This window comes from Streptomyces laurentii (assembly GCF_040635425.1).
Lineage (GTDB): Bacteria > Actinomycetota > Actinomycetes > Streptomycetales > Streptomycetaceae > Streptomyces > Streptomyces laurentii.
This window is the reverse complement of the sequence record NZ_JBEYHT010000016.1, coordinates 24,661-47,784: the sequence shown is the minus strand read 5'-3', so window position 1 is coordinate 47,784 and position 23,124 is coordinate 24,661. Positions and strand designations below refer to the sequence as shown.

22 protein-coding genes and 1 tRNA gene are annotated in these 23,124 nt (G+C 71.8%); 14 read left to right on the top strand and 9 right to left on the bottom strand.

The features are described 5' to 3' along the window. The first annotated feature begins 516 nt into the window (after positions 1-516). Both ABZ693_RS13090 and hemC read left to right on the top strand, forming a co-directional pair. Positions 517-954 carry an NUDIX domain-containing protein gene (locus ABZ693_RS13090; RefSeq protein WP_359875944.1) on the top strand — a complete coding sequence of 146 codons (438 nt, stop codon included), beginning with the start codon at positions 517-519 and terminating at the stop codon, positions 952-954. After that, on the top strand, positions 951-1,922 hold the full coding sequence (hemC, locus tag ABZ693_RS13085; protein ID WP_359875943.1) for a hydroxymethylbilane synthase: 972 nt from the start codon (positions 951-953) through the stop codon (positions 1,920-1,922). Before ABZ693_RS13090 ends, hemC begins: the two co-directional genes overlap by 4 nt. 83 nt (positions 1,923-2,005) lie before the next feature. On the opposite strand, the gene ABZ693_RS13080 is transcribed toward hemC, so the two are convergent. Further along, complete coding sequence (locus tag ABZ693_RS13080; RefSeq protein WP_359875942.1) at positions 2,006-2,299, bottom strand: GntR family transcriptional regulator; 294 nt, start codon at positions 2,297-2,299, stop codon at positions 2,006-2,008. A 206-nt stretch (positions 2,300-2,505) separates the two neighbouring features. Between ABZ693_RS13080 and ABZ693_RS13075 the strand changes: the two genes are divergently transcribed. Together ABZ693_RS13075 and ABZ693_RS13070 are read left to right on the top strand one after the other, a co-directional pair. Beyond that, positions 2,506-2,859 (top strand): hypothetical protein, encoded by a 354-nt coding sequence (locus ABZ693_RS13075; protein WP_359875941.1) that lies wholly within the window; start codon positions 2,506-2,508, stop codon positions 2,857-2,859. After that, positions 2,856-3,056 (top strand): hypothetical protein, encoded by a 201-nt coding sequence (locus tag ABZ693_RS13070; RefSeq protein ID WP_359875940.1) that lies wholly within the window; start codon positions 2,856-2,858, stop codon positions 3,054-3,056. Before ABZ693_RS13075 ends, ABZ693_RS13070 begins: the two co-directional genes overlap by 4 nt. Before the next feature lie 78 nt (positions 3,057-3,134). Here ABZ693_RS13070 and ABZ693_RS13065 read toward each other — a convergent pair whose 3' ends face one another. The 6 genes from ABZ693_RS13065 to ABZ693_RS13040 all read right to left on the bottom strand — a co-directional run bounded on the left by ABZ693_RS13065 (position 3,135) and on the right by ABZ693_RS13040 (position 10,149). Then, positions 3,135-3,506: a VOC family protein gene (locus tag ABZ693_RS13065; protein ID WP_359875939.1), complete on the bottom strand. Its 372-nt coding sequence runs from the start codon at positions 3,504-3,506 to the stop codon at positions 3,135-3,137. Positions 3,507-3,573: 67 nt separating this feature from the next. Next, positions 3,574-3,939, bottom strand: a complete 366-nt coding sequence (locus tag ABZ693_RS13060) for a hypothetical protein (RefSeq protein WP_359875938.1) — start codon at positions 3,937-3,939, stop codon at positions 3,574-3,576. 425 nt (positions 3,940-4,364) lie between these two features. After that, a complete protein-coding gene (locus ABZ693_RS13055) occupies positions 4,365-4,859 on the bottom strand; it encodes a DUF5709 domain-containing protein (protein ID WP_359875937.1) in 495 nt (164 codons plus the stop codon). Between the two features lie 461 nt (positions 4,860-5,320). Beyond that, positions 5,321-6,295 carry a coiled-coil domain-containing protein gene (locus tag ABZ693_RS13050; RefSeq protein ID WP_359875936.1) on the bottom strand — a complete coding sequence of 325 codons (975 nt, stop codon included), beginning with the start codon at positions 6,293-6,295 and terminating at the stop codon, positions 5,321-5,323. Between the two features lie 133 nt (positions 6,296-6,428). Continuing rightward, positions 6,429-9,140, bottom strand: a complete 2,712-nt coding sequence (locus tag ABZ693_RS13045; protein ID WP_359875935.1) for an SUKH-4 family immunity protein — start codon at positions 9,138-9,140, stop codon at positions 6,429-6,431. A 7-nt stretch (positions 9,141-9,147) separates the two neighbouring features. Next, complete coding sequence (locus tag ABZ693_RS13040; RefSeq protein ID WP_359876017.1) at positions 9,148-10,149, bottom strand: HNH endonuclease; 1,002 nt, start codon at positions 10,147-10,149, stop codon at positions 9,148-9,150. A gap of 304 nt (positions 10,150-10,453) precedes the next feature. On the opposite strand from ABZ693_RS13040, the gene ABZ693_RS13035 reads away from it, so the two are divergent. Next, a complete protein-coding gene (locus ABZ693_RS13035) occupies positions 10,454-10,993 on the top strand; it encodes a YwqJ-related putative deaminase (RefSeq protein WP_359875934.1) in 540 nt (179 codons plus the stop codon). A gap of 10 nt (positions 10,994-11,003) precedes the next feature. Then, positions 11,004-11,504: an SUKH-3 domain-containing protein gene (locus ABZ693_RS13030; RefSeq protein ID WP_359875933.1), complete on the top strand. Its 501-nt coding sequence runs from the start codon at positions 11,004-11,006 to the stop codon at positions 11,502-11,504. A 140-nt stretch (positions 11,505-11,644) separates the two neighbouring features. Here the strand turns inward: ABZ693_RS13030 and ABZ693_RS13025 are convergent, their stop codons facing one another. Continuing rightward, on the bottom strand, positions 11,645-13,096 hold the full coding sequence (locus tag ABZ693_RS13025; protein ID WP_359875932.1) for a sensor histidine kinase: 1,452 nt from the start codon (positions 13,094-13,096) through the stop codon (positions 11,645-11,647). Between the two features lie 153 nt (positions 13,097-13,249). On the opposite strand from ABZ693_RS13025, the gene ABZ693_RS13020 reads away from it, so the two are divergent. The 8 genes from ABZ693_RS13020 to ABZ693_RS12985 all read left to right on the top strand — a co-directional run bounded on the left by ABZ693_RS13020 (position 13,250) and on the right by ABZ693_RS12985 (position 20,048). After that, positions 13,250-14,122 carry a hypothetical protein gene (locus ABZ693_RS13020; RefSeq protein ID WP_359875931.1) on the top strand — a complete coding sequence of 291 codons (873 nt, stop codon included), beginning with the start codon at positions 13,250-13,252 and terminating at the stop codon, positions 14,120-14,122. Between the two features lie 24 nt (positions 14,123-14,146). After that, positions 14,147-14,218: transfer RNA gene (locus tag ABZ693_RS13015), tRNA-Gln, on the top strand. A gap of 110 nt (positions 14,219-14,328) precedes the next feature. Beyond that, positions 14,329-15,777, top strand: coding sequence for a bifunctional UDP-N-acetylglucosamine diphosphorylase/glucosamine-1-phosphate N-acetyltransferase GlmU (gene glmU / locus ABZ693_RS13010; RefSeq protein ID WP_359875930.1), 1,449 nt, complete (start codon positions 14,329-14,331; stop codon positions 15,775-15,777). Positions 15,778-15,897: 120 nt separating this feature from the next. Next, complete coding sequence (locus ABZ693_RS13005) at positions 15,898-16,872, top strand: ribose-phosphate diphosphokinase (protein WP_359875929.1); 975 nt, start codon at positions 15,898-15,900, stop codon at positions 16,870-16,872. A 327-nt stretch (positions 16,873-17,199) separates the two neighbouring features. Continuing rightward, positions 17,200-17,790 carry a 50S ribosomal protein L25/general stress protein Ctc gene (locus ABZ693_RS13000; protein ID WP_359875928.1) on the top strand — a complete coding sequence of 197 codons (591 nt, stop codon included), beginning with the start codon at positions 17,200-17,202 and terminating at the stop codon, positions 17,788-17,790. A gap of 139 nt (positions 17,791-17,929) precedes the next feature. Continuing rightward, on the top strand, positions 17,930-18,526 hold the full coding sequence (pth, locus tag ABZ693_RS12995; RefSeq protein ID WP_359875927.1) for an aminoacyl-tRNA hydrolase: 597 nt from the start codon (positions 17,930-17,932) through the stop codon (positions 18,524-18,526). A gap of 33 nt (positions 18,527-18,559) precedes the next feature. Continuing rightward, on the top strand, positions 18,560-19,003 hold the full coding sequence (locus ABZ693_RS12990; protein ID WP_359875926.1) for a hypothetical protein: 444 nt from the start codon (positions 18,560-18,562) through the stop codon (positions 19,001-19,003). Between the two features lie 208 nt (positions 19,004-19,211). After that, complete coding sequence (locus ABZ693_RS12985) at positions 19,212-20,048, top strand: LPXTG cell wall anchor domain-containing protein (protein WP_359875925.1); 837 nt, start codon at positions 19,212-19,214, stop codon at positions 20,046-20,048. Positions 20,049-20,196: 148 nt separating this feature from the next. Here the strand turns inward: ABZ693_RS12985 and ppc are convergent, their stop codons facing one another. After that, complete coding sequence (gene ppc / locus ABZ693_RS12980; protein ID WP_359875924.1) at positions 20,197-22,926, bottom strand: phosphoenolpyruvate carboxylase; 2,730 nt, start codon at positions 22,924-22,926, stop codon at positions 20,197-20,199. Between the last annotated feature and the right edge of the window lie 198 nt (positions 22,927-23,124).

Sequence of the window (23,124 nt, the reverse complement as noted above, 5' to 3'; positions counted from 1 at the left end):
GCGGATTGCATCGTTCTCGTGGAGTGGTGCGGCCAGACGGAGTCCCGCACGGTGTACCACGGCTCGGGGCTGGTGCGGATCCTTCAGGATCCCTCCCCCACGATCCCCCCTGATAGTCGGCTGCCGGTCTACGTCGGCCCCTAACCCAAAGCTCCCCGCCTTTGCGGGCGGGGGTGTGCAGTCTTGCGAGCGACTACCCGTCCGGTCCGGATCGGACGGAACAAACTCCCCCGCGCGGAGGGACCTTATTGGGCGCCCTCGGGCTCTCTACAGCGGCGCCGCCGGCCTCCCTTATACCGGCGGTGGGGGACTGCACAGCGGGTCCGACAGCACTGTTGTTCATCCTTGGGGCAGCGCTGTCGGACCCGCACACGCACTCCGCTCCCCGGCATGCGCCTGGAAGCCCCGTGCCGGGGAGCGGCCCTGTCCTGCGGCGGGTGGCGCGGCCCCGTAGGCGCCGCTGCTCATTTCGTCTGGAGGTTGCATGGCATGCGTCCCACAGCCCCCGGTCACCCCGTGACCGCCACCGCACTGATTACCAACCCTCGTGACCAACTGCTAATCGTTCAGCCCGCCAAGGATGGTGCCGCGTGGCATCTGCCGGGCGGCCTCGTTGAGCAAGGCGAATCCCCTCTCGACGCCGTCCGACGTGAGGGCCGCGAAGAACTGGGACTCGATCTCGACGTGAAGGAGCACGGCTTGCTCGCCGTCGAATGGGTGCGGGCGACTCGGCCGGAACGGCGTGACCGGCTTGTCTTCCTGTTCGCCGGCCCAGTTCTCACCGAGGCCGACACAGACCGCATCGTCTTGCAGCGCGACGAACTCGCCGCGTGGCGGTGGGCAACCCACATCGAGGCAAACATGCTGCTTCACCCCGCCGTAGCCGCGCGGATCGTGGGCCCCCTCCATTCCGGCAGCGCCTCATACCGCGAAACAAGAAAGGAAGAGTTATGACGAACGACTTCCCCGCGCGAAAACTGCGCATCGGCACCCGGTCCTCACCGCTCGCGCTCGCTCAGGTCGAGACCGTGTCCGGCCTGCTGCGCAAACTCGTCCCGGACATCGACATCGAGGTTGTTCCGGTCACGACCGAAGCCGACAGGTGGCAAGGTGACCTTGCCCAGCTCGGCGGGAAGGGTCTGTTCGTCCGCGAGATCGACCAGATGTTGCAGCGCGGACAGATCGACATGGCCGTGCACTGCATGAAGGACGTCCCCGGCGACGTGCCCATGCCTCGCGGTTTGATCTTCGCCGCGTACCTCCCCCGCGACGACGTCCGTGACGTGCTACTCGTCCCCGAGGAATCCGACGTCCAGTCGCTCGCCGACCTTCCGTCCGGCGCATCGGTCGCCACCTCCGCCGTACGCCGCAAGGCACAGATCCTCCAGACACGCCCTGACCTGAACGTGATCAGAGTGCGCGGCCTGGTCGGCACCCGCATCGAAAAGCTCGACGGCCGTAAGCCGATGGACCACAAGCTTGACGCCATGGTCCTGGCCCTGGCCGGCCTCGAACGTCTCGACATCACGGAACGGGCCCGTCAGGTGTTCGAGCCGAGAGAGATGCTGCCCGCCGTAGGCGCCGGAGTCCTCGGTCTCGAATGCCACAAGGACGACGACGCAACCGCGTATCTCCTCCAACAGCTCAACCACGAAAGGACCATGACCGAAGTCACGGCAGAGCGGGTGATGCTCCACGGTCTACGAGGGCACTGCAACAGCCCGATCGCCGGACACTGCGTCACCGAGCCGGACGGCCAACTCAGCTTGCGCGGAATGGTGTTCTCACGCGACGGAAGCAAGTTCGTGCACGCCCACATCTGGGGTGAACGCTTGAACGATCCCGGCGTGTTGGGCACGCGGGTCGCCGCAGAGCTGCTGCGCCAAGGCGCCCGCGACATCATCGACGGCATCCCCCACTGACCCTGGCGCCCCCTCCAACGCCCCGTCCGTGCGCGGTCCCCCCATCACGCACGGGCGGGGCTCCCTGTCGTCTGGGAGCAGCGTTACGCGTCCGCCTGGTCGTCGTCCTGGCGCCCATCCTCGATGCCCGAGCCGGCAGGGTGGGACACGTACGAACCCGCGCCCCATCGGGTCTCGATAAGCCCGCGCTCGCGCAGGATCCCGATGGCACGGCGGGCGGTCATCCGAGCCACCTTGAACCGCTCGGCCAACTCGCGGTCACTCGGGATCTTGTCCCCCGGCGCATACTTCCCCGCCTTGATCTCTGCCATGAGCGCATCGAGCACCAGCACATACGGCACCTGTGGTGCGTGTGGATTCTGCGGCAGATCAGGCATGCCCGAAGCCTAGACATTGCGCCCCTCACACGGCGACTTAGGCCAGTAGTCCAGTGGACCAGTTAGACCAGTTGCTCTACGGTCGTACCCAGCACAAACGAAAGTGCCCCGGAAGACCGCTGGTATCGGTCCGCCGGGGCTTGCCGAAACAGCTAGTAGAGAGCTGAACCGACATGCGCGATCTTATCGCCCTCGCATCCCTCGGAATGGGACTGCTGCTCATCCTGTGGTGCGCCCTCGGATGGGCGCCGAGCCGGCCCGGACGCCACTCCGCCGCCTACCGCGCCCCCGAGGCCCTGCCCACCCTCACCGGACCCCGAATGACACCGTGGTCCACCCCGACCCCCGAACACGTCCACGCCCGACGCACGCCGCTCCGAGGCGAGGACACGGCCTTGATCCGCCCCTACGTGTTCGCCGACGCGATGCTGAATCTCGGAACCGTCTGCGAGCGACGCCGTGCGCTGGACGCTGCCGCACAAGGACACGACTACCCGTACAGCTACCCCGGCGCCCCCTTCCCCGCCGAGCACGCAGCCGCTACGGGGGTGACCGCATGACCCGCGAATCCGTCACCGGAACCCCCGCCCCGTCCGGCGCGATGTGCTGCCGCTGCAAGCAGTGGACGTACGCACCCGTGGAAGTCGGCTACCACGAGCGACCGAGCGGCCCCGGAGTCACCCTCTACGCCTGCCCCAGTCACGCCGTGGCCATGACCCCCGGTCCGATGCCCGGAGAGCGCACACGGCGCCCGTAGCCCCGTTCAGACAGCAAAACGCCCCGTTCGGCTCAACTGCCGGGCGGGGCTTCTGTGTTCTCTGACGTGCGCGTATCCTCAGAACTGGTAGTCAGATGTGTTGGGGTCGGCCAGGACGACCCAGCTCCGGTCCGGGCCCTGGCCCACGTCCGCCGTGGTGGCGCCGAGGCCGATCAGCCTGGCCACCTCGTCCGCCGTACTGCGGTCGATCGGACTGACGTCGATGTGGAGCCGGTTCTTCACCGTCTTGCCCTCGGGCACCCGGGCGAACACCAGCGTGGACGGCATCTGGCGGGCCCGGACCTCCTCGGCGGTCGGCACCCAGGAGCCGATCTCGACCGTGTCCTCATCACGGTCGATCACCTTGAAGTCCAGGACCTCGCACCAGAAGGCCGCGAGGCGCTCCGGATCGTGGCAGTCGACGGACAGCTCGGTGAATCTACTGGTCATGGTTCCCCCGGCGTACGAACGGAGTCTCAGCCTAGGAGTTCCCCGCCCGTCCGGACAGGCATTTTCTCTACGCCGGATCGCCGACCTCGAAGGCCGGATCCGGGTCGGAGTCCGCCCCGGGGGCGGGGGCCGGATCGGGGGCCGGGTCGGGGGCCGGGTCGGGGGCCGGGGTGAGGCGGCGGGCCACCGTGACCGGGCCGACGACCGTGAGCGGGATGCCCAGGGCCTCGCAGAGCCGGCGGATGCGGGACAGCGCGCCCAGGCCGGCGGGCGACGGATCGAACGTGGGGAGCTGCACCCGGACGCGCCGGGGACGGTGGACGTGGACCAGGAGCTCGGTCTCCAGGGCGGCCACGGGCCGGCCGGTGACGTCGAGATCATGCGGGAGCGACACGTGCAGGACGCCGTCCTCGAAGGAGTGGCGGATGAGCATGACGATCGGTCTCCTTCCTCCGCTCGGCGGGCGCGGTCCACCGCGCGCGAGAAGCAGCGGGGGCCACGGCCACGCGATGGCGGGCGGATCTCCGGGCTCCGGCATGCCGCCGGGCCGGGGAAGGGCCTCGCCGGGGGAACCTCGCCGGGCTCGTACGGCCTCAGGCTAGGCAACCGCCCGGACTGATCGCACCCGGCCCCGGCCCGCTCCCGCCCGCCCCGGAGCGCCGTCCGGCCGGAACCCACGGGCCGCGCGGGGCACACAGGCGTTGCGCCACTGGAGTGACGGGAGGGACGGGCCGGGGTGCGGACCGGGTGGCTCGGGTCGGGGACACGGGCCGGGTGGTGCGGACCGGGGTGCGGACCGGGTGACGCGGGCCGGATGGCGCAGGCGGGGGGGAGGGTCCGAGGGCGCGGGCCGGGTGGTCAGCCAGTGCCGTCGCCACCCCGCAGGCCGTCGATACCGGTGTCGCGGTGCATCGCGGCCTCCTCGGCCGGGGCCGTGCCGTCGTCCCGTCCGACGTCCACGGCGGTGACGCCGTCGTCGGACCGCCAGGCCAGCCGGCCCGCCCGCCGGGCGCCGGTCTCCTCGTCCAGCGGCTCCCCCTCGCCGCCCGGCAGGTCGCCCACGTCGTCCCCGAGGAGCGGGTCGGTGCCGGACGGATCGTCGGGGCGTTCCTCGGCGAGCCGGTCGTCGAGGGACGCGCGCTCGTACTGCTCGCGGGCGGTCGTCCCGTGGTGGGCGACCCCGCGCGGGCGTTCGGGCGGCGAGTAGCCGGGCTTGGCCAGATCCTCGGTCGGGTCGGTGTCGAGCGCGTTGTCCGGGTCGTACGGGCCGCTCGGCCGGTTCGCGCTGTCCGAGCCGGCCGGCTGGTAGACGTCGTCCCCGCGCGCGTCCGCCGGCGGGGTGTTCTCGCTCATCTCCCCGCTCCTCTCGTCTGTCCGCCAGGTCCCCCCGCGCCCCCGCGCCCCACCGGGGCCCGCTGGGTCCACGGCATCCGCCCCGCGCCTATGCGGGTACCCACGGAGCGGGAACGCAGACATCGGCGTCCGCCGAACGCCGGACAGATGGTCCGCCCCCGAAGAACGCGTGTCCCGGGGCGGCGCCCCCTCCCCCTTTTGGAGAGTCCCGCGCGCGTACGCAACGTCCTCGCGGCCCTCGCCCTGGGCTGCCGGAGCCCCGACCGGGACGGGTCCGAACCCACCCCACTGGCCGGCGAGGACGGGGGCCGCCCCGGACGTGGTGCCGGAGGCGGACGTGGTGCCGGCGGCCTCCTCCGGCGCGTCGAGCAGGTTCGGCACCACGAGCAAGATCAAGACCGGCGGCACGACCGGCCTCGCCCGCTCGGTGGCGAGACAGCCGGCGGCGTCTCCTTCCGCGCCTATGCCCTCCGGGACGTCTTCGACGTCTCGGCGCCCTCGGCAGCCCCGGTGGCCTCGGAGCCGCCTTCGGCCGCCTCGGCCGCCTCGGCCGCCCTCGCGCTCCTCGTACGCCCCGGCGGACGCCCGCCCGTGAGCGCCGCCAGCGAGGCGCGGATGTGCTCCATGTGGGAGTGGATGTCCTCGCGGTCCTCCTCGTGCTCGCGCAGCACCCGCTCCGTCGCCCGCTCGATCCGCTCCTCGCCGACGTGCGCGGCGGCCAGCAGCTCCGCCGCCTTCGCCTCCGCGTCCTCCTGCCCGTGCCGGGCGGCCTCCTCGGTCCTGGCCAGGGCGCGGCGGGCCTCCTCCAGACGCTCCTCGGCGCGCGCGACCTGCTCCTCGTGGCGGGCACGCTGGTCGGCGAGGGCCGCCGCCTCCGCGCGGTCGGCCGCCTCGCTCGCCGCCTGCTGCCGCTCGGCCTGGTCGGCGAGCAGCGCCGCGCCCTCGCGTTCGGTGGTCTCGTAGGCCTCCTCGGCCTCGTCGCGCAGCTTCCGGACGTCGCGGGTCGCCTCGTCGCGTATCGACTCGGCCCGCTCGCCGGCCGTCTTCACGGTCGCGCGGGCCGTCGAATCGGCCTCCGACCGGACCTCGCCCGCGTACGTCGCGGCCGACTCCGCCAGCTCCTCGACGGCCGCCTCCGTCGCCTCCGCGAGGGACTGCGCCTCGGCCTCCGCGGCCCGTACCAGCGCCTCGTCCTCGGCCTCCGCGTCCGCCAGGATCCGCCGCGCGCGCTCGCTCAACGCCTCGTAACGCTGCGGCGCGAGCGAGGCGACGGCCTCGCGCAGCCGGGCCGCCTCCTCCTCCATCTCCTTGGCCAGGACCGTCAGCCGCGCCGCCCGCTCCCACGCGGCGTCCCGCTCGGCGGAACGTTCCGCCAGGTAGCGGTCGACCTGCTCCGGGCGGTATCCGCGACCGCGTCCCCCGATGGAGAAATTCATCCGACGCCCCTTCGGCTGCTTTTGACCTCGAAAGTCAAGGATGCGGCATCAGAACGGACAAAAGGCGCCCGATGTGAGCACACATCGAGCGCCTTTTGTCACATTGCCCGGGTCTCCCCGCGGAACGGATCCCCTACAACAACCCGTCCCACATCTGCTCCAGGAGCACCGACCACCAGTTCTCCGGCGACGACAGCGCCGCCGGGTCCAGCATCGCCAGCTGCGCCTGGAAATCGACCGTCCAGCGGCCCGCCTGCTCCGGGTTGAGCCCGAACCGCAGCCGCCACATCCGGCCCAGCAGCGCCAGGCAGCGCACGAACTCCGGCAGCCCCGTGTTCACGAACTGCGGCGGCGCCGACTGCCCGCCCGGACCCGGCTCCACCGGCACGGCCACGATGTTCGCCGTCCCGTACTGCACACAGATCGCCCGGCCGAAGTCCGTCCCCAGCACCAGGTACGAACTCGCGTCCGCCGCGGGCTGGATCTGCCGCTGCTGCGCCACCTCCGCGAGCGTCGGCACCACCGGCATCGGCGGCTGCGCCCAGAAGAACGGACCGAAGTCGGCCGGCAGACCCGCCCACACGAGCGTGACCGCCACGACCTCCGGCACACCCTGCCGGGACACCGCGCGCTGGTCGAAGCGCAGGATGCCCGGACCGAACGCCCCGGCCAGCTCCTGCGCCACCCCGTCCGGCGGCACCGGCGGCGCGGGCTGCACCTGCGGCAACGGCGCCCGCACCGGCGCGGGACGCGCCGGAGCGTCCGCGACCTGCGCCAACTCGCCCTGATGGGTGAGGAGTTGATGCATACCCTGACGACGGGTCGCGTGCTCACGGCCGTACGGCGCGATGTTGGTGATCCGCGCCTGCGGCCACGTCTCCCGGATCATCCGCGCGCAGTAACCACCCGGCAGCTCGCACGACTCCAGCTCGGTATGGAGTTCGAGGACCTGCTGCGGCGGTACGTTCATCGCCCGCAGCTCGTGCAGCATCTGCCACTCGGGGTGCGGGGTGCCCGGCGCGGAGCGGCGGATGAGCTGCTGCTCCGAGCCGTCGGGCGCGCGGTAGCGCAGCACGGCCTGGTAGCCCGGGCCGACGGTCGGCTGACCGGTCGGCTGCGGGTAGCCGTACGCGCCCCCGGGGCCGGAAGCGGGCGGCGGCGTGGATCCGGGCGCGGGCGCGGGGCCCGGCGGCGGAGGCGGACCGGCCGGACCGCCGGGGCCACCCGGACCGGGCTGCGCCAGCATCGTCGCGGCGTGCGCGACACCACCCGGAGGCGTACCGGGAACACCCGGCGGCGGGGGCGGCGGAGGCGTGTTCCCACCCTGACTCGGCTGACCCGGACCCATCTGATTCGGATGCGCCAACATCGTCGCGGCGTGCGCCACGCCACCCGGAGGCGTACCGGGAACACCCGGCGGCGGGGGCGGCGGAGGCGTGTTGCCCCCCTGACCCGGCTGACCCGGACCCATCTGATTCGGATGCGCCAACATCGTCGCCGCGTGCGCGACACCACCCGGAGGCGTACCGGGAACACCCGGCGCGCCGGGAGGACCGGGCGGGCTGGGAGGACCGGGAGGACCGGGAGGACCGGGCGGGGTCGGCGCACCCGGGACACCAGGGGCACCAGGAGGACCGGGCGGGGTCGGGGCTCCGGGAGAGCCGGGCGGGCCGGGAGGCTGCGGGCCGTCGACGCCGGCCTGGGACGCCGGCTGCGGCCGGACGTAACGGCCGGGCGGCGGCGTCGCCTTGCTCGTCGCCGCGTCGGCGATGTCCGCCGCACCAGGCGCCCTCGGCGGCACCGAAGGCGGCGTCGGCGCTCCGGGCGGACCCGGCGGGGTCTGCCGGGCCTGCGCGGGCGTCGGAATCGGGGCCGGGGACGGAATCGGGGCCGGGATCGGGGACGGCGGCGGAGGCGTCTGGCCGGGGCCGGCGCCCGGGTTCAGCGCGGGCGCGATCGCCGTCGCGGGCAGCGCGCTGCCGCCGTGCATCAGCGCGGTCGGCGCGTCGGCGCCCACCGCGGGCGGCGGCGCGTCCTCGTCGTCCGCCCCGGACAGCGGCGGCGCGAAGACCGTCGCCGGCAGCGGAACGGCGCCGGCCGCACCACCCGCGCTCGCGTTGGCGTCCGCCCACGGCCCGTTCACCGGCACCCCGTCGGACGCCGTCGGCACATAGTCGTCGGACACCTCGTCCCCGCCGCGGGCGGGACCGGAGGGAGACGCGGACGCGCCGGTGCCGGAGGGGGTGGCACCGGACGCGCCCGCGGGCATGGGGGCGGGGGGCGGCGTGGGCGCGGGGGCGGCGGGCGCCGCACCGCCGGCCGAAGCCGAAGCCGGAGAAGGGGAAGGGGAAGGCGAAGCGGAAGGCGAAGGAGAGGCCGGGGAAGCCGACTCGTCCGCCTCCGACGGGGACGTCGTCTCCTGCGACGCGTCCGCCGTCGCCTGCGACGCGTTCGACGCCACCGGCGGCAGGCCGACCTTGTCCGCCGCCTCCTGCAGCCACTCCGGCGGAGTCAGCAGGAACGACGTCTGGTTCAGATCGATCCGGGCCGCCGCCGGAGCCGCCTCCGGCGGCGCCTGGTCCGCCGACGCGCCGTACGCCTCCTCGTAGCGCCGGATCACCTCGCCGACCGGCAGCCCCGGCCACAGCGTCACCTCGCCGCCGTCCCGCGCGAAGACCAGCCGCAGCCGGTCCCCGTCCGCGGTCCGCGCCTCCTCGCGGTCCTCCGCCCAGACCACGAACCCGAGCCCGAACTCCCGTACCCGCACCTCACGGTGCAGATACGCCGGCACATCGCCGTTGATCCACTCCTCGGCGCGCTCCTGCGCCTGCGCGAACGTCACCACAGCCAGTTCACTCCCCCACCGGGACCACGGGCACGGCGCGCGCGAAGCCACCGTCCACCATCAGATTCGCCACCGTCTCCAGCTCCGGCGGACTGCCCGCCAGCCGCTGGAGGAACTCGTCGAAATCCGCGCCGCAGGGCACCAACAGCCGCTCCACCCGCTCGGCCACCGTCCAGGCCGCCGCCAGCTCGCCGCCGTCCCGCGCGTCGTCGTACGCGCAGAACCACACCGAACCGACCGCCTCGCCCTTCACCTTCACCGCCAGCAGACCGCCCTGGACGAAGGCCACCCCGAGGTAGTCCTTCGTCAGATGATCACGCAGACACTTGTTGACGTAGACCAGGTCGTCGACACCGGCCTCCTCGCGCACCGTGAAGAACGGCTGATCGACCAGCAGACCCAGCTCCGCGTCCAGCGCCGTACCCACCGGAGCACAGCCGCCGGCCGCCTTCAGGAAGGCCCGGTACGCGCCCGGCAGGCGGTACCCCAGATCCTCCTCGACACCCTGCACCTGGTGCTCCGGCACCGACACCGCGCGCTTCGGCAGCCCGAAATGCACCGGCCGCGTCTCCTGCAGCGGACGCGTACCCCGCTTCGACTGGTCCACCGAGGCCGACGTCGCCACTCCGCCGTGATGCCGCAGCAGCGCCTTCACCTCGACCGGGACCAGCTCCAGCCGCCGCGAACCCGCCACGTGATGCCACGTCCAGCCGTGCGGCGTCGCCACCGCCGGAATCGTGTCCCACAGCTCGTGCCCCGTCGCGGCCAGCGCCGCGTTCGCCGACACGTAATCCGTCAAGCGCAGTTCATCGACGCCGAAACCATCCGGCGGATCGGCGATCTCCGCCGCCGCACGCGCGTACGGAGAGAAAACCGGGTAGCCGTGCTCGTCCACCCGCACCCCACGGGGATGGCGGGAGGCCCGGACCGGGTCCGGGAAATGCACGACCTGACCGGCGTACGCCGCGTTCGGCGGCACGGTGTCCCGGCCGAGCCGACCTGTCGTCATGGCGATTGCCCCCAAAGTGGCTTTCCGTGGCTTCTGCTGAGCGGCGGCCTGTTTCCTGCATCCGACCGACCCGGGCCCACAGCCTAAGCGCTGCCACAAGCCCCCTCCCCGGCCCGCCCCGGCCGGGCCCCGACCTCAGCCGACCCGCTCACCACAGTGACGATCCGTCACCTCCGCGTCACCCCCCTCACCCCCGCCACGACACACCCATCACCGTTTCCCCGCCCCAGCTTTCCCATCGGGCACCGCATTTGGCAGGCTGTTCACGCAACTCGGGGGGATTGCGGAGGGGAAGACCAGCACCATGAACGCACGAACGACACCGGCACCGGCGCCCACACAGGGTGACCCACGTCTCGCCTGGGGCAACGACGCCACCGCGCATCACGCCCCCACCCTGCGCCAGCGCCGCGACGGCATCCTGCCCACCGTCGGCGCGGCCCTCTCCGTCCGCGGCGAGACACTCACCTGCACCGCCGCCCGCGGCGACCAGGCCCCCGCCCTCCACCCACTGGTCCAGGACTTCCTCGACACTCTCACCAGCGGCCAGCGGGAACGCTTCACCGGCCGCTGCCCCGAGGCGATCCTGCTCTCCCGGCACCTGACTGCCACCGAGAACAGCCGTTCCAAGCGCGCGCAGCGCAAACCGCTCACTCCGAGCGAGGCCCGGCGCGCCCTCAAGCACGCCAAACTCACCGCACGGCGCATCCGCGAGGACGGCGACCCGCTGCACGGCAGCTACGCCGCCCCCTGCCGCTCCTGCGCCGCCATGCTCGCCCACTTCGGCGTCCGTACGGTCGACCCGGCCGGCACCGCCCCCACCCTCCCCACGCAGAACGGCTGAACGCGCCCGCATGCCCGACCTCACCAGCACCCGCTTCCCGGTCAACGTCGACGCCGCCCTCCGCGAGGCCGGCTGGCAACCCGGCCGCTGGGACATCAAGCTCGCCGAAGAGTGGGCCGACACCCTCCGCGCCCACACCTCCCCCGCGGGCCACCGGCACGCCGTCTTCCCCGCCGTCGTCGAAGCCTGGGCCGAATTCGGCGGACTGCTCGTCACGCCCCCCGGGCACGGCCGGCAGATAGCCCCCGCCCCGCTGCGCTTCGACCCGCTCGCCGGCCTCCACCTCGCCCGTACGCTCGGCGACCTCGGCCGCGCCCTCGACACCGAACTCGCCCCCCTCGGCGAGGAAGGCGAGAACAGCGAGCAGCGCGCCATCCTCGCCATGGACACCGAAGGCCGCGTCTACAGCATCGACCACACCGGCGACTGGTTCCTCGGCCGCGACATCGACGCCGCCCTCGCCACCCTCGTCACCGGCACCCAGCCCACGCGCCTGACCACCGCCCCCTGACCCGCGGGCCCGGACACCCGGGGGTCAAGGGCGGCGGTCGGGGCAGGGACCCAGGGAATCGGGACTTCAGGAACGGGTCCTCGACGACAAGGCCTCAGGAGCGAGGCCTCGACGACACGGCCCCAAGGACGCGACGGGACTCACGCCCCCACCGGAACCGGCAGCACCGCGCTCACCCGGAAACCGCCCGCGTCCGTCGGCCCCGACACGAACACCCCGCCCAGCCGGGTCACCCGCTCCCGCATCCCCACCAGACCGTTGCCCCCGCTCGGCAGATCCGCGGCGACCACCGACGCGTCCGACGGACCGTTCTCCACCTGCATCGCCACTTCCTCCCCGCGATGCGCGAGCCGCACCACCACCTCGGCACCCGCCGCGTGCTTGTGGACGTTCGTCAACGCCTCCTGGACCACCCGGTACGCCGTCTGCTCCACCGCCGGCCCGTACGCGCGCACCTCGCCCATCACCACGAACTCCACCAGCGCGCCGGCCTGACGCGACTGCTCCACCAGCGCCTCCAACGCGTCCAGCCGCGGCCCGTCGACCCCCTCGGCCACCGCGTCGGCACCCGTCACCGGACCCACCGGACCCCCAGGGCCCATCGAACCCACCGGCACCTGCGGACCCGCCGGCCCCACCGACACCGCGGCCTCCGCCGCGGCCGCGGCCGCCCGGCCCACCGCCGCCAGCGGCGGCGCCTCCCGGCCCGCCGGACCGGCCGGACCCGCCGGACCCGCCGCCGGGGACTCCTCCCGCAGCACGCCCAGCATCTCCCGCAGCTCCGTCAGCGCCTGCCGGCCCATGTCCCCGACCAGCGCCGCGTTCCGCACCGCCTTCTGCGGATCCTTCGGCGCCACCGCCTGCAGCGCCGCCGCGTGCACCACCATCAGCGACACCCGGTGCGCCACCACGTCGTGCATCTCCCGGGCGATCCGCCGCCGCTCCTCCTGCCGCGCCCACTGCGCCTGCTGCTCCGCCCGGTCCGCGAGGAGCGACAGCTCCTGCTCCAGGCTGTCCGCCCGCTCCCGCAGCGACTCCATCAGCCGCCGCCGCGCGCCTATGTAGAGGCCGAACAGCACCGGCGGCGCGTTCAGCCCGAGCGTCATGAACGCCGACACCACCGGCACGTACCAGCCGCTCGGATCGAAGTCCTGCTGGTCGAGATCGGCCTGGGCGACGTCCTCCCGCATCCGGGCCACCATCACCACGAACGTCGCCAGCGTCGACATCCCCGCCAGCGCCGCCGTGAACCGCCGCGGCACGTCGGCCGCGGCCAGCGTGTACAGACCGACGATCCCCATCAGGAAACCCATCTCGGCCGGCGCCATCGCCACCGAGAACAGCACGACCGTGATCGGCCACCGCCGCCGCACCACCAGTACGGATCCCACGGCCAGCCCGACGAGCACGCCCAGCGGCACCGGCAGCGACACCCGGTGCGCGAACGCGACCCCCTCCACCCCGCATTCCAGCGCCGACACCACGGCCAGCCCGACATCCAGCGCCACACTGCGGCGCTTCCCCCACCACCACCAGCTTCGCTGGGCGCCCCGCGCGCCCGTCACGTCCTGATCTGCCCCCGTTGCGGTCATGGCACCCACCCTACGGGCGGGTGCCACCGATTTTCCCCCCGCCGGCGCCCCCGGAGCGCCGCCCGTCAACCCCGCACACACACCAGTCCCTCGAACTAACGAATCGCCCGAATATTCGACCCGGACTCCCCTATTCCGGACGAATCTGAGCCCATGAGCCGCACCACCCCCGGACCCGACCACCCCGCCGACTTCGAGGACCTCCGCCGCCAAGCCGTCGCGCTGCGCCGCGAGGGCCTCAGCCTCCGCCAGATCCGCGACCGCCTGAAGATCCACAACAACGACCTCCTCAACCGCCTCGTGAAAGGCGAACCCCCACCGGACTGGACCCGCCGCCCCAACGCCAAGGACGACCTCCGCGAGCGCGCCCGCGCCCTGCGCCGGGAGGGCAGGACCTACGACCAGATCCAGCTGGAACTGGGCTGCTCGAAGAGTTCGATCTCGCTGTGGGTACGGGACCTGCCGAAGCCGGAGCCCCGCTACACGCCCGAGGAACAGCGCGCCCTCATGAACGAGGGGCGGGCTCGCATGCGCAGCGCGCGTGACGAGGAACGAAAACAAGCCAAAGGACGCGCCGCCGCGGAGGTGGGTTCCCTGTCACCCCGCGAGCTCTTCCTGATCGGCGTCGGGCTTTACTGGGCCGAGGGTTCCAAGGACAAGCCGTACGCGCGCCGGGAGGACGTCCTCTTCGTCAACAGCGACCCGGGCATGATCCGCGTCTACCTCGCCTGGCTTCACCTGCTGGGCATCACACCCGCCCGTATTCGCTACCGCGTCATGATCCACGCGACCGCCGACATCGCCGGTGCCGAGCGCTACTGGGCCGGTCTCGTCGGGACGGACGTCGACCGGCTCCAGAAGACCACCGTCAAGAAGCACAACCCCAAGACCGTCCGGAAGAACGTGGGCGAGGACTACCGGGGCTGCCTGGTGATCCGCGTGACGAAGGGGGCCGACTTGTACCGTCGCATCGAAGGCGCCTGGTACGGCATAGTGGGTGCCGCTGGATCAACGGACCAAGATTAATGTCCGCATTGACCCAATACGCCATCCCCTGTGGTGTAATCGGCAGCACTGGGACCTTTGGAGTCCTATGTCCGGGTTCGAGTCCTGGCAGGGGAGCTGCGCAGTTCGGGCCCCGACCCTTCCAGGTCGGGGCCCTTACTCATGTCCCGGGCGATACCCCCCGGTATCCTGCGGACGTCCGACACCCGAAGCCGAAGGGCATATCCGTGAGCGCCAATCGCCCGGCAGCCGTCGTCGTCCTCGCAGCGGGTGAGGGCACCCGCATGAAGTCGAAGACCCCCAAGGTCCTGCACGAGATCGCAGGACGGTCGCTCGTCGGGCACGTCGTGTCCGCCGCCCGTGAGCTGGAGCCCGCGGACCTGATCGTGGTCGTGGGGCACGCCCGGGAACGGGTGGCCGCGCACCTGGAGGAGGGGTACGCGGGGACGCGGACCGCCGTACAGGAGAAGCAGCTGGGCACCGGGCACGCGGTGCGTACCGCGCTCGACGAGCTGGGCCGTACGCCCGAGGGCACCGTGGTCGTGGTGTGCGGTGACACGCCGCTGCTGTCCGGGGCGACCCTGAAGGCGCTGGCGGCGACGCACGCGGCGGACGGCAACGCGGTGACGGTGCTGACGGCCGAGGTGCCGGACTCCACCGGGTACGGCCGGATCGTGCGCGACGCCGCGACGGGCGCCGTGACGGAGATCGTGGAGCACAAGGACGCGACGGACGAGCAGCGGGCGATCCGGGAGATCAACTCCGGGGTGTTCGCGTTCGACGGGGCGCTGCTCGCGGACGCGCTGGGCAAGGTGCGGACGGACAACAGTCAGGGCGAGGAGTACCTCACCGACGTGCTGGGGATCCTGCGCGCGGACGGTCACCGGGTGGGCGCGTCGGTCGCCGGCGACCACCGGGAGATCCTGGGAATCAACAACCGGGTGCAGCTGTCCGAGGCGCGCGTCCTGCTGAACCGCCGGCTCCTGGAGCAGGCGATGCTGGCGGGCGTGACGGTCGTGGACCCGGCGTCGACGTTCGTCGACGTGACGGTGACGTTCGAGCCGGACGCGACGGTGTTGCCGAACACGATGCTGCTCGGTGCCACGCACGTCGCGGAGGACGCGGTCGTGGGCCCGAACACGCGCCTGTCGGACACGACGGTGGGCCGCGGGGCGCGGGTGGACAACACGGTGGCGGACTCGGCCGCGGTGGGCGAGGGCGCCATGGTGGGCCCGTACGCGTATCTGCGTCCGGGGACGTCGCTGGGCGCGAAGGCCAAGGCCGGTACGTACGTCGAGATGAAGAACGCGACGATCGGCGAGGGGACGAAGGTCCCGCACCTGTCGTACGTGGGGGACGCGACGATCGGCGAGTACACGAACATCGGCGCGGCGAGCGTCTTCGTGAACTACGACGGTGAGGCGAAGCACCACACCACGGTGGGGTCCCACTGCAAGACGGGGTCGGACAACATGTTTGTGGCTCCTGTCACTATCGGGGACGGTGCCTACACCGCCGCCGGATCCGTGATCACGAAGGACGTGCCGTCGGGCGCGCTGGCCGTCGCCCGTGGCCAGCAGCGGAATATCGAGGGTTGGGTGGCCCGCAAGCGGCCGGGGAGCGCCGCCGCTCAGGCCGCTCAGGCGGCTGGGGAGAAGTCCGCAGGCGAAAGCTGACCGGAAACGACTGCGCCGGACACGGCGTACCGTGATACGTGCACACAAATTCGGCTGGCTCGCACACGCGTACGAGGCGCGGGTAATCGCGGCCAGAGAACCCGTCGAGGAGACAGTGCTGTGACCGGGATCAAGACGACCGGCGAGAAGAAGCTCATGCTCTTCTCCGGCCGCGCCCACCCCGAGCTGGCCGAGGAGGTCGCGCACCAGCTGGGTGTCGGTCTCGTTCCGACCAAGGCGTTCGACTTCGCCAACGGTGAGATCTACGTCCGCTTCCAGGAGTCCGCGCGCGGTGCGGACTGCTTCCTGATCCAGAGCCACACGGCTCCGATCAACAAGTGGATCATGGAGCAGCTCATCATGGTCGATGCGCTGAAGCGGGCCTCGGCCCGCAGCATCACCGTGATCATCCCGTCCTACGGCTACGCCCGTCAGGACAAGAAGCACCGCGGCCGCGAGCCGATCTCGGCCCGCCTCATCGCCGACCTGATGAAGACCGCCGGTGCGGACCGCATCCTGACCGTGGACCTGCACACGGACCAGATCCAGGGCTTCTTCAACGGCCCGGTGGACCACCTGTCGGCGCTGCCGGTCCTCGCGGACTACGTCGGCACCAAGGTGGACCGCAAGAAGCTCACGATCGTGTCCCCGGACGCCGGCCGGGTCCGCGTCGCGGACCGCTGGTGCGACCGTCTGGACGCGCCGCTGGCGATCGTGCACAAGCGCCGTGACAAGGACGTCGCGAACCAGGTGACCGTCCACGAGGTCGTCGGTGACGTCAAGGGCCGCGTCTGTGTCCTCGTCGACGACATGGTCGACACCGGCGGCACGATCTGCGCCGCCGCGGACGCCCTGTTCGCGCACGGTGCGGAGGACGTCATCGTGACGGCCACGCACGGCATCCTGTCCGGCCCGGCCGCGGACCGTCTGAAGAACTCCAAGGTGAGCGAGTTCGTGTTCACGGACACGCTGCCGGACCCGGGTTCGCTGGAGCTCGACAAGATCACGGTCCTGTCGATCGCGCCGACGATCGCGCGCGCGGTCCGCGAGGTCTTCGAGGACGGTTCGGTCACGAGCCTGTTCGAGGAGCACTGAGCCTTCCGGATCCCCTGAGCCGAGGATCCGAGCGGCGGGCCCGCTTCCTTCGTACGTCGTCCCCGCGACGCGTACGGCGGAGGCGGGCCCTTTCGCGTGCCCGCCCCGCCCCGCCCCGCCCCCGCTTGACACCGCTCCGGAGATCCATTTGGGCGGGCCGGAGGGGGCGGCTAGACTGTCGAGGTTGCTCGGCGAGGGAGGCCGGAGCCGTACGCGCGTCGTACGGGGTTCCGGCGGTCCGTTATCGACGCGCTCTTCGTAGCAGGCCATCGTGCAGGTCGTGGCCGGGTGACAGTCTCATCCGTCATCTGACTACGAGGAGTGCACATGTCCGACGTGAAGATCTCCGCCAGCATCCGCACCGAGTTCGGCAAGGGCGCCGCCCGCAAGATCCGCCGTGCCGACCAGGTTCCCGCGGTCCTCTACGGCCACAAGACCGAGCCGGTCCACATCACCCTCCCGGCCCACGAGCTGACCATGGCGCTGCGTACGCCGAACGTCCTGCTCTCCGTGGACATCGAGGGCCAGGGCTCCGAGCTCGCCATCCCGAAGGCCGCCCAGCGCGACGCGCTGAAGGGCTCCCTCGAGCACGTCGACCTTCTCCTGGTCAAGCGTGGCGAGAAGGTCACCGTCGAGGTCCCGGTCGTCGCCGAGGGCGAGCTGGCCGTCGGTGGCAACCTGCTGGAGCACGTGCTGAACACGCTCTCCGTCGAGGCCGAGGCCACCCACCTGCCCGAGTCCGTGACGGTCTCCATCGCGGGCCTGGACGCCGGCGCCTCCGTCCTGGCGAAGGACATCACCCTGCCCAAGGGTGTCTCCCTCGCGACCGACGCCGACGCCGTCGTCCTGCAGGTCCTGGCCGCGCAGGCCGAGGAGCCGGCCGCCGAGGCCGAGGGCGACGAGTCCGCCGAGGCCTGAGCCGTAGGCTCTGCCTGACGTGACGGGGTGAGGGGCCCACCGGGCCCGTCACCCCGTTTCTCTTGCCCGCGCGCACTTTCGGGCATATGCCGGTGCGTGCGCGGGTGTGTAGACGAGGACACGAGGAGACGAGACGCATATGACGGACGACGCGAACGCCCCCTGGCTGATCGTCGGCCTCGGCAATCCGGGCCCGGAGTACGCGGGCAACCGGCACAACGTGGGCTTCATGGTGGCGGATCTGCTGGCCGGGCGGATCGGCGGCAGCTTCAAGCGGGCGCAGAAGGCGCAGGCGCAGGTGCTGGAGGGCCGGATCGGTCCGATGGGGCCGGGGAGCCGCCGGGTGGTGCTGGTGAAGCCGATGTCGTTCATGAACCTGTCGGGCGGTCCGGTGACGGCGCTGCGGGACTTCTACAAGGTGCCGACGACGCGGGTCGTGGCGATCCACGACGAGCTGGACATCGACTACGGGGTGCTGCGGCTGAAGATCGGTGGCGGGGACAACGGTCACAACGGTCTGAAGTCGATGACGAAGTCGATGGGTCCGGACTATCACCGGCTGCGGTTCGGGATCGGGCGTCCGCCGGGGCGGATGCAGGTGGCGGACTTCGTGCTGAAGGACTTCTCGTCGACAGAACGCAAGGAGCTGGACTACTTCGTGGACCGGGGGGCGGACGCGGTGGAGTGCCTGGTGACGGAGGGCCTGGAGCGGGCGCAGTCGGCGTACAACTCGTAGGAGCCGTTCCGTACGGCTGTACGATCGCGGGTCATGACGTTCGCTCGTAATGCCGTGGTGGCCCTCGTCGTTCTGCTTCTGCTGGTGGCGGGGGCGTGGTCGTCGTGGGGCACGGCGCAGCATGTGCTGTTGTCCCAGGGGCGTGAGCGCGGGACGCTGACGGTGACCGGCTGCAATGACGAGACGTGCAGCGGCCGTTATGTCCCGGACGGCAAGGGGTCGTCCGGCCGGGCGCTGACGATCGTTCATTCGGTGGCGGCGGACAAGGGCGAGACGCTGCCGGTGGTGGTGAAGCCGGGGACGGACGAGGCGGTGCGGGCGGGCTGGGGCGGTGGTCTGCACGCGTGGCTGCCGCTGGGCGGTGCGTTGCTGCTGGCGGCGCCGCTGATCGGGGGCGGGATGCGGCTGGTGCGGACGGCGTGGTCGTTCGCGGGGGCGGGTGCGGCGGTGCTGCTGGGGGCGTTCTTCCTGCTGTAGGGCCGTCAGGGACGGGCGAAGTGGCCGGAAGAGGCCGGAAGAGGCCGTTCCGTACGCGTTACCTGGGCTGTTTCGGCGGGGATTGGGATCTTTCGACCGAATAGTCATCGACCCTTGGGTTAAGCGTGACTTAAAGCGATGGATAGGCTGCCCCCGCCACCCCCTCACGGCACCTCTCCCATTCGTCTCTCAGATGGACAGCAGCCCTATGCGACGTTCCCTCATATCCGCCGCCACGGTGGTCAGCACCGTCACCGCGGCCTCCCTGATGCTCGCTCCGATGGCCTCCGCCACCGGAAAGCCCGGTGGCAACGGCAAGCCCGGGGACAACGGCACCGTGAAGATCCACGATGCCAAGACGGGCGAAGAGCTCATGAAGAACGAGCCGCACGTCTGCACGTTCTACCTCGACGGCTTCAAGTTCGACGGCGCCCAGAAGGTCGACTGGACCATCAAGGGCTGGGCCCCGACCAAGGACCTCGAGGGCACCTCGGGTTCGCTCACGCTGGACGGTTCCGGCCACGGGCGCACCCAGGACATCTCGCTGCCGAACGGCCACTACAAGCTGTTCTGGAACTTCGACGGCGAGAACGGCAAGGCCAAGCAGAAGGTCTTCTGGGTCGACTGCGAAGGTACCGAGCCGGGCACGCCGGGCGAGACCCCCGGCACCCCGGGCGAGACGCCGGGTACTCCCGGCGAGACCCCGGGCACCCCGGGCGAGACGCCCGGCACCCCCGGCGAGACCCCCGGTACGCCGGGCGAGACGCCGGGCACCCCGGGCGTGACCCCGAGCACCCCGGGCGAGACGCCGGGCACCCCCGGTGAGACCCCCGGTTCCCCGGCGCCGTCCACCACGTCGCCCGCCGGCAGCGCCGGTGGCGACAACGGTTCGAGCTCGACCGGTGGCGACAACGGCAAGACCGAGGGCGACCTGGCCGAGACCGGTTCCAGCGCTCCGGTCGGCATCATCGCCGGTGTGGCCGTCGTCCTCGCGGCCGCCGGTGCCTTCCTGGTGAGCCGCCGCAAGAAGGCCCAGCAGCACTGACGGCGTACCACCTGATGGCGTACCACCTGATGACGCACCACTTCATGGCCTACCGCCTGACGTGGTGACGTCCTGACGGAGCCCGTCACGCATGTGCCCCCGTGGATCGCTCCACGGGGGCACGTGCGTATACGGGACCGGACGGGACTCAGCCGGTGTTGCGCAGGCCCGCCGCCACACCGTTCACGGTGAGCAGCAGCGCCCGGGCGAGCAGCGGGTCGGGCTCGGTCCCGGCCTCGGCGGCGGACCGCTGACGGTCGAGCAGGGCGACCTGGAGGTACGAGATCGGGTCGAGGTAGGCGTCGCGGATGGCGAAGGTCTGCTGCAGGACGGGGTTGGAGTCGAGCAGCCGCTGCCCGCCGGTCACCTTGAGCACCTCGGCGACGGTGAGGGCGTGTTCGGCCTCGATGGTCTCGAAGACGTGCCGCAGGTCGTCGGGGACGAGGGTGTCGACGTAGTGGCGGGCGATCCGCAGGTCGGTCTTGGCCAGCGTCATCTCGACGTTGGAGACGAAGTTGCGGAAGAAGTGCCAGCGGTCGTACATCTCGCCGAGGACGGCGTCGAGGCCGGCCTCGCGCAGGGCCTTGAGGCCCGCCCCGACGCCGTACCAGCCGGGGACGATCTGCCGGGACTGGGTCCAGCCGAACACCCAGGGGATGGCGCGCAGTCCGTCGAGGCCGGCGCCGGAGTCGGGGCGGCGGGACGGCCGGGAGCCGAGGTGGAGGTCGGCGAGCTGGTCGACGGGGGTGGAGGCGAAGAAGTACGCGGGCAGGTCGGGGTCCTCGACGAGCCGCCGGTACGCACCGTGGGCCGCGTCGGACACGGTGTCCATGGCGGCGTCCCAGCGGGCGAGGGCCTCGTCGGACTGGCGGGGCGCGGTGTGCAGGGCGGAGGCCTGCAGGGTGGCCGCGACGGTCAGTTCGAGGTTCTCGCGGGCGAGCGACGGGATGAGGTACTTGTCGGAGATGACCTCGCCCTGCTCGGTCACCTTGATCTCGCCCTCCAGGGTGCCCCAGGGCTGGGCGAGGATGGCGTCGTGGGAGGGGCCGCCGCCGCGGCCGACGGTGCCGCCGCGGCCGTGGAAGAGGCGGAGCCGTACGCCGTAGCGGTGGGCGACGTCGCGCAGCCGGCGCTGGGCGCGGTGGATCTCCCACTGGGAGGTGGTGATGCCGCCGAACTTCGAGGAGTCGGAGTAGCCGAGCATGACCTCCTGGACGTCGCCGCGCAGGGAGACGAGGCGGCGGTACGAGGGGTCGGCGAGCATGTCGTCGAGGATGACGTCGGCGGCCCTGAGCTCGTCGGTGGTCTCCAGGAGGGGGACGATGCCGATCTTCGCCCAGCCGGCGTGCAGGTCGATCAGGCCGGCCTCGCGGGCGAGGACGGTGGCGGCGAAGACGTCGTCGGCGCCCTGGCACATGGAGATGATGTACGACTCGATGACGTCGGGGCCGAAGACGCCGAGGGCGCGGCCGACGGTCTGGAAGACGCCGAGGGTCTTCTGGCCGGCGGCGTCGAGGGGCGCCGGGGTGGGGGCGAGCGGGCGGCGGGAGCGCAGTTCCTTGGCGAGGAGCTTCTGCCGGTACTCGCGGGGCATGTCGGCGTAGCGCCAGGACTCCTCGCCCAGCCGGTCGAACAGCTGGCCGAGGGCGTGGTGGTGGGCGTCGGCGTGCTCGCGGACGTCCATGGTGGCGAGCTGGAGGCCGAAGGCGGCGAGCGTGCGGATGGTGCGGTCCATCCGGCCGTCGGCGAACAGGCCGCCGCGGTGCTCGCGCAGGGAGGTCTGGACGAGGGTGAGGTCGCGGAGCAGCTCGTCGGTGCCGAGGTAGTCGCGGCCCTCCTGGTGGGGGGTGCCCTTGGCGAGGCGGTCGCGGGTGTTGAGGAGCTTCTGGCGGACGCAGGTGACCTTGAGCCGGTAGGGCTCCTCGGCGTTGAGGCGCTTGTAGCGGGGGCTGATCTCGGGCAGTCGTTCGAGGTCGGCCTGGAGGGATTCGAGGAGTTCCTCGGTGGCGCCGGCGTACCGGATGGAGTTGGAGAGCAGCCCGCGCAGGAAGTCGACGAGTTCGAGGGCGTCGGTGATGCCGTGCTCGTGCTGGAGGATCAGCACGTCCCAGGTGACCTGGGGGGTGACGTTGGGGTTGCCGTCGCGGTCGCCGCCGATCCAGGTGCCGAAGGTGAGCGGGCGGGTGCCGGCGGGCAGCTCGAAGCCGACGCGTTCCAGTTCGGCGGCCAGGTCCTCAAGGACGTCGCCGACGGCGTCGGCGTGCAGTTCGTCGAGGTAGTAGATGGCGTTGCGGGCCTCGTCGGAGGGCTCGGGGCGGACGACGCGCAGTTCGTCGGTCTGCCAGATGAGGTCGATGTTCTCGGCGAGCCGCAGGTCGTGGCGGCGCCGGTCGGCCTCGATGACGGGGGTGTCGAGGAGGGCGGCGATGCGGCGCAGCTTGTTGAGGACGGAGCGCCGGGCGGCCTCGGTCGGGTGGGCGGTGAAGACCGGCCGCACGTTGAGGTTGCGGATGGTGGCGCGGACGTGGTCGGCGTCGCCGTCCTTGAGCATGTCCGCCGTCCGGGCGAGCAGTCCGCCCTCGGCGGCGCGCTTGTCGCGCAGCTCGCGGCCGCGGTGCACCTGTTCGGTGACGTTGGCGAGATGGAAGTACGTGGAGAACGCGCGCACCAGCTGGGCGGCGGTCTCGAGTTCGACTCCGCGCAGCAGCTCGGCGGCGGCGTCGCCGTCCTCGCGGGTGAGGCGGCGGACCTTCTCGACGAGTTCCAGGAGGGCGTGACCCTCCTGGCGGACGAGCGTCTCGCCCAGCAGGTCGCCCAGTCGGCGGATGTCGGAGCGCAGCTCGGAGCTGGCGGTGGAGGTCTGGTCGGCACTGCTCACAGGTGTGGCTCCTTGCAGTGTTTGAGCACGTCTGGAGGGGTTCTGCAGGCTTGCGGACCGCGCTGTCCGGCGCACCCAGGATAGGTGTCCGGGTGCGCCGCACGGGCCATACCCCGGGTTTGGCGGTCTTGCCGGACGGGGAGGCGCTGCCATACTTACGACGCCGTAGGTTACGGAGCCGTAGCCTCGTGACGTTTC

Bases quoted from the DNA above. Each gene is read 5' to 3' on its own strand.
- hemC (WP_359875943.1), top strand. From the start codon at position 951: ATGACGAACGACTTCCCCGCGCGAAAACTGCGCATCGGCACCCGGTCC.
- ABZ693_RS13080 (WP_359875942.1), bottom strand. From the start codon at position 2,299: ATGCCTGATCTGCCGCAGAATCCACACGCACCACAGGTGCCGTATGTG.
- ABZ693_RS13075 (WP_359875941.1), top strand. From the start codon at position 2,506: ATGGGACTGCTGCTCATCCTGTGGTGCGCCCTCGGATGGGCGCCGAGC.
- ABZ693_RS13070 (WP_359875940.1), top strand. From the start codon at position 2,856: ATGACCCGCGAATCCGTCACCGGAACCCCCGCCCCGTCCGGCGCGATG.
- ABZ693_RS13065 (WP_359875939.1), bottom strand. From the start codon at position 3,506: ATGACCAGTAGATTCACCGAGCTGTCCGTCGACTGCCACGATCCGGAG.
- ABZ693_RS13060 (WP_359875938.1), bottom strand. From the start codon at position 3,939: ATGCTCATCCGCCACTCCTTCGAGGACGGCGTCCTGCACGTGTCGCTC.
- ABZ693_RS13055 (WP_359875937.1), bottom strand. From the start codon at position 4,859: ATGAGCGAGAACACCCCGCCGGCGGACGCGCGCGGGGACGACGTCTAC.
- ABZ693_RS13050 (WP_359875936.1), bottom strand. From the start codon at position 6,295: ATGAATTTCTCCATCGGGGGACGCGGTCGCGGATACCGCCCGGAGCAG.
- ABZ693_RS13040 (WP_359876017.1), bottom strand. From the start codon at position 10,149: ATGACGACAGGTCGGCTCGGCCGGGACACCGTGCCGCCGAACGCGGCG.
- ABZ693_RS13035 (WP_359875934.1), top strand. From the start codon at position 10,454: ATGAACGCACGAACGACACCGGCACCGGCGCCCACACAGGGTGACCCA.
- ABZ693_RS13030 (WP_359875933.1), top strand. From the start codon at position 11,004: ATGCCCGACCTCACCAGCACCCGCTTCCCGGTCAACGTCGACGCCGCC.
- ABZ693_RS13025 (WP_359875932.1), bottom strand. From the start codon at position 13,096: ATGACCGCAACGGGGGCAGATCAGGACGTGACGGGCGCGCGGGGCGCC.
- ABZ693_RS13020 (WP_359875931.1), top strand. From the start codon at position 13,250: ATGAGCCGCACCACCCCCGGACCCGACCACCCCGCCGACTTCGAGGAC.
- ABZ693_RS13000 (WP_359875928.1), top strand. From the start codon at position 17,200: ATGTCCGACGTGAAGATCTCCGCCAGCATCCGCACCGAGTTCGGCAAG.
- pth (WP_359875927.1), top strand. From the start codon at position 17,930: ATGACGGACGACGCGAACGCCCCCTGGCTGATCGTCGGCCTCGGCAAT.
- ABZ693_RS12990 (WP_359875926.1), top strand. From the start codon at position 18,560: ATGACGTTCGCTCGTAATGCCGTGGTGGCCCTCGTCGTTCTGCTTCTG.
- ABZ693_RS12985 (WP_359875925.1), top strand. From the start codon at position 19,212: ATGCGACGTTCCCTCATATCCGCCGCCACGGTGGTCAGCACCGTCACC.